This window comes from Bacillus sp. JJ1503 (assembly GCF_036965125.1).
In the GTDB taxonomy this organism is placed as follows: Bacteria; Bacillota; Bacilli; order Bacillales; family Cytobacillaceae; genus Cytobacillus.
The window spans coordinates 1-4,667 of the sequence record NZ_JBALOZ010000429.1 but is presented as its reverse complement, the minus strand read 5'-3'; the positions used below and the strand labels follow the sequence as shown (position 1 = coordinate 4,667).

At 38.1% G+C, this 4,667-nt stretch carries 3 protein-coding genes and 1 pseudogene; 2 read left to right on the top strand and 2 right to left on the bottom strand.

Going from position 1 to position 4,667, the window contains the following annotated elements:
* A pseudogene (locus V7149_RS24455) lies at positions 1-866 on the top strand (transposase); the annotation flags it as partial.
* A gap of 169 nt (positions 867-1,035) precedes the next feature.
* Here the strand turns inward: V7149_RS24455 and V7149_RS24450 are convergent.
* Positions 1,036-1,773, bottom strand: a complete 738-nt coding sequence (locus V7149_RS24450) for a sulfite exporter TauE/SafE family protein (RefSeq protein WP_335348169.1) — start codon at positions 1,771-1,773, stop codon at positions 1,036-1,038.
* Positions 1,774-1,958: 185 nt separating this feature from the next.
* Here V7149_RS24450 and V7149_RS24445 point away from each other — a divergent pair, with 185 nt between their 5' ends.
* Positions 1,959-2,528 carry a DUF6434 domain-containing protein gene (locus V7149_RS24445; RefSeq protein WP_335348168.1) on the top strand — a complete coding sequence of 190 codons (570 nt, stop codon included), beginning with the start codon at positions 1,959-1,961 and terminating at the stop codon, positions 2,526-2,528.
* A gap of 34 nt (positions 2,529-2,562) precedes the next feature.
* Here V7149_RS24445 and V7149_RS24440 read toward each other — a convergent pair whose 3' ends face one another.
* Positions 2,563-4,062 (bottom strand): amidase family protein, encoded by a 1,500-nt coding sequence (locus V7149_RS24440; RefSeq protein ID WP_335348167.1) that lies wholly within the window; start codon positions 4,060-4,062, stop codon positions 2,563-2,565.
* Positions 4,063-4,667 lie beyond the last annotated feature (605 nt).

The following is a 4,667-nucleotide window of genomic DNA, read 5'->3' as shown; positions in this document are numbered from 1 at the left end:
AGAAACAATAATACTGAAAGAGACCAATTAGAAGTGATCGCAATTGACCAACTTGTACCAGAAGATCATTTAGTTCGTAAAATTGAAGCAGCTATTGATTTCTCTTTCATTTATCCATTAGTTGAAAATCTCTATTCAACACTAGGTCGTCCGAGTGTTTATCCTGCAGTATGTATTTGGTATTCGTTTTATGCGACAAACCATTAAAGAAATTGAAACAAACGTAGCTTATGTTAGTTCCTAGGCTTTGGTTTTTATACAGAGGTTCCTCACTTCTCTACCTTTGGTAAGAATTATGAACGTCGTTATAAAGAAACCGATTTATTTGAACAAATCTTCTACCGAATTTTAATAGAGATTACAGACAAGGACCTATTGAGCGCAAATCATGTATTTATTGATTCAACTCATGTTAAGGCTAGTGCTAATAAACGTAAATTTGAAAAGAAAATCGTAAGAAAAGAAGCTCGAGCTTACGATCGAAGCTTCAGGCTGAATTAAATCAAGACCGTGTAGATAATAGAAAGAAACCTTAACTGTGGCAGCTAAAGCAGCCTATAAGACTCCTGCGATCTGCAACTTTCTTTTAGAAAATGGGATTACGCCTGCACTTCCTTATACTAGACCAAAAACAAAGGAAGGCTTTATGCGTAAACATGAATATGTTTATGATGAGCACTATGACTGCTATATCTGTCAGCAAGGAGAGATATTATCGTAAAGAATCAATTGAACGGGTCTTTGCGGATGCAAAAGAAAAGCATGGAATGCGGTGGACAACCTTAATGGGAATAAAAAAATTGTCCATGCAGGCGATGCTTACTATTGCTTCAATAAATCTTAAGAAATTAGCCAATTGGACTTGAATCAGTCCAGAAATGTCTTAAAATATCAGATCAATAGATAGTCAAACTCTATTTCTTATTGATTTTTGATGAAAAATAAAAAGGCATTTGGGAATAAGAGCATTCCCAAATGCCTTTTGTCGTCAATCTGAAGCTATTCACCAGCGCGAATAGCTTTTCCTAATATTTTCTAACTAAAAACATTTTCAACAAATATTTGGACAATGAGTGCCGCTGTTACAATCCTTAAAATCGGTTTTACGTATTGTGGTTTCAATTTTTCAGCAATCCTGACACCAATTTGTGCACCTGAAAGAGATCCTAATAGCAGCGCCAATGTAACCGGCCAAATGACTTTTCCAGTGGCGATATAGGTAATGGCTGCCCCAAAACAACTTGAAAAAGTTGCAAGGCGGACCAGTCCGACTGCACGAATATAAGCGATATTTAAATAGCCAAATAAATAAAGCATCATTGTCCCTTGACCAGGTCCAAATAGACCATCATAAATTCCAATACTGTAAAGTCCCGGCGCACTTATTTTGTTGAATTTTAAAGGCTTCTCACCGGTAAAATTCCCTTTTCCTATAAATGAAACGATTAAAGCAAATATTAGGAGAACAATCGCAACAATATACATGTTTTTTCCTGAAATCCATGATGCAATAGAACCCCCAGTGATTCCGCCGCTAATACTGACTGGAATGATCCAATAGCATTCCTTTAGGGAGATTTCCTTCTTTTTAAGCAAGTAGAAAAAGCTTGAAAACGAACTAACGGTATTTGATACTTTATTAGCCGCAATCGCCGAATGAACAGGGATCCCCATAATCAACATGGCTGGCAGGTTGATTAATCCTCCGCCCCCTGCCAATGTCCCTAATGTCGTAGCACATATTCCAATAAAAAACAGAATAACATATTCCATCATTTACCACCCCTTTATTAAGTATATGATCAAATTCTCGATAAATAAATTTAAAGTTATTTATGAAAGTTAATAAGGATTACTTATCATAGAAATATACTTAATAAAGCGGCATGTGCAATTAAATTTGATTTCATGGAACATATGTTCTATGATGAATTTATAAAGGGATGGGGGAAATTACAATGAGGCCAATTCTTTCAAAAGATATAAGTATTCAAGCTTTTAGTGATTATTATTGGCTAAAAGAAGAGCTACAAGTCTTCTGTAGAGAACATCAATTAAGTGCATCAGGCTCAAAGCTAGAGATTGCTGACAGAATCGAAACTTTTCTTCAAACAGGAGAAATAAAAAAACCTCCAAAGCAAAAAAAAGGTCATATGAAAGCTGAAACAGAAACCCTATTAAGTCTTGATACGGTTATCAAAGAAAATCATCGATGCAGTCAACATGTTAGAGCCTTTTTTAAGACTGTCATAGGTCCCAAATTTCATTTTTCTACATTTATACAAAACTATTTTAAAAATAATATCGGGAAGACTTATCGTGATGTAGTAGATGCTTGGCATGAAGAAGAAGCACGTAAAAAAGTTCCATCCTATAAGAAAAAAATCGCTCCTCAGTTCGAATACAATCAGTTTGTTCATGACTTTTTCGCTGATCCAAAGAACGGAGGAAAAAGTCGTCAAGAAGCGATTGAAGCGTGGAACCATATAAAAAAACTGCCTGGGAGCAATAAATATACTCCTTTTTAATGATAAAAAGGATTATCTTATATTATTTAATTCCTTATTGATTAAACATTGGGTTTAACCGTACATCCTGCCATATCTCCATTTGCTCAAACATCCCTGCTAATTGTAGCAGTAAATCTTCCCTGCCTCTTGCTGCCATCACCTGTACTCCAATTGGCAAGCCATCCTTAGTTAGGTGTAGAGGCATGGACATAGCTGGCTGTCCAGTAAGGTTTGCAAGCTGGGTAAAAGGTGTTCGCATAAGGTTTTCCTCAGCAAGTTTATCTACAATCCCTACTTTCTTCAATAACCCGCCAGCACCTAATCTTCCTGCGATGTTTATTAATAGTTTTTCAGAAGATGTGGGATCTAGCTCACCAATTTTTGCTGGCGGAAAGGCTGTAGTTGGGGTTATATATAAATCATAAGTTTCATGAAAGACTTCCATTTTGTAAGCAGCCACATCCCATTCTCTTAAACTAAGGACAAATTCTTCCGCAGTTGTAGCTTTACCTAGCAGTCCTAATAACCATGTAGTTGGTTCAACATCTTGAATTGTCGCTTTTCTTCCAAGGATTTCTTCTAGGGAAGATATGATTGCGGCCGTTTCACTAAAATACATGGTTAAATAGCTTTTGGCGATTTTCTTTCCATCAACGGGAGCATCAATTTCTTCTATTCTATGTCCCATTGATTCAAGTGCTTTAACAGCTTTCCAAACCGCCTCTTTACAGTCAGCGTGGACTCTAGTTCCAATGGGTGACTGAACCGAAAATGCAATGCGAAGCTGTTGATCTATAGGTGTTTGTGCGGCTTGAAGATAATTCCCGCTAAATGGCGGCGCATGGAAAGCGGCAGTTTTTTCATATATTGATAACTCATCCAACATAGCTGCACTATCCCTTACCGATCGGGTTAATACATGCTCTACTGAGGCTCCCTGCCAGCTCCTTCCCATTTTTGGCCCCACCGGTGTTCTTCCCCTTGTTGGTTTTAACCCAAATAATCCGCAATAAGCAGCTGGAATCCGAATAGATCCACCCCCATCATTTGCACCGGCAATGGGGACCATTCCTGAAGCAACTGCCGCACCTGATCCCCCGCTAGAACCGCCCGGAGTAAAGTTCTCATTCCATGGATTCCGTGTGGCTCCATAATGCACGGGTTCGGTTACTGCCACCAATGCAAACTCAGGAACATTCGTTTGACCCAAAAATACAGCTCCTGTTTTTCTTAATTGTGATACATACAACGAGTCCATTTCAGCTCGATAGCCTTCGAAAGCTTTTGAACCTAATGTAATAGGCTCTCCTTTAATTTCTTGACTAATATCCTTTAACAGCATTGGGACACCCGCAAACAAACCGATTTGCTCTCTGTCCGCATCTTTCCGAGCTTGTTCATACATATTATGAATAACCGCATTGGCCTTCGGATTTAAGGAGTCTATCGTTCGAATCGCCTCCTCCACCACCTCAATCTGCTTTACCTCTTTTTTCTTTACGAGCTCCGCCAAACCAAGTCCATCATAATCTTTATATTTGAACCCTAACATACTAATTCCCCCCTTTGGATATTACTCAGTCAGTTCTGTATTATTTGTCCAAATAAATGCATTAACTGCATGTGTTAAGGCATCTATTCCAGTTGTTGGAGTCAAATGAGGCGGCAAATTGATATTTAATAATGGATCCATAACTGATAATGCGGAACTAAAGGCATATCATTAATTGCATATTTTTCACTCGTTCTACTGCCTGTTCCGACAGACGCATCTGTTACTTTCACTCCCTATTCCAGATGTCGTTGGGATTGTAAAAGTGAAAGAAATGGTTTTTCGAACTTTCAACAATTCACCATTCATTTGAGGAATTGTTTTATCAGGTCTTGCTATAAGAGCCACCACCACTTTAGTCATATAATTCTTATTATTTATGTGTATTTCCTTTATTCTAGAACAATCTGCTTATTTGGTTTGACTCAGGTGCAAATGGAGACCGAATAATACAATTTCAACAGTTAGTGGACAACTTTCAGCACTTTTCCATAAACCAGTCCATTAAACCTGGGTTCTGGACAGCTTTCGGCGCTTTTCCCAAAACCTGTCCAGCAAAACTGAGTTAGTGGACAGCTTTCAGCGATTTTCCAAAAACCTGTCCA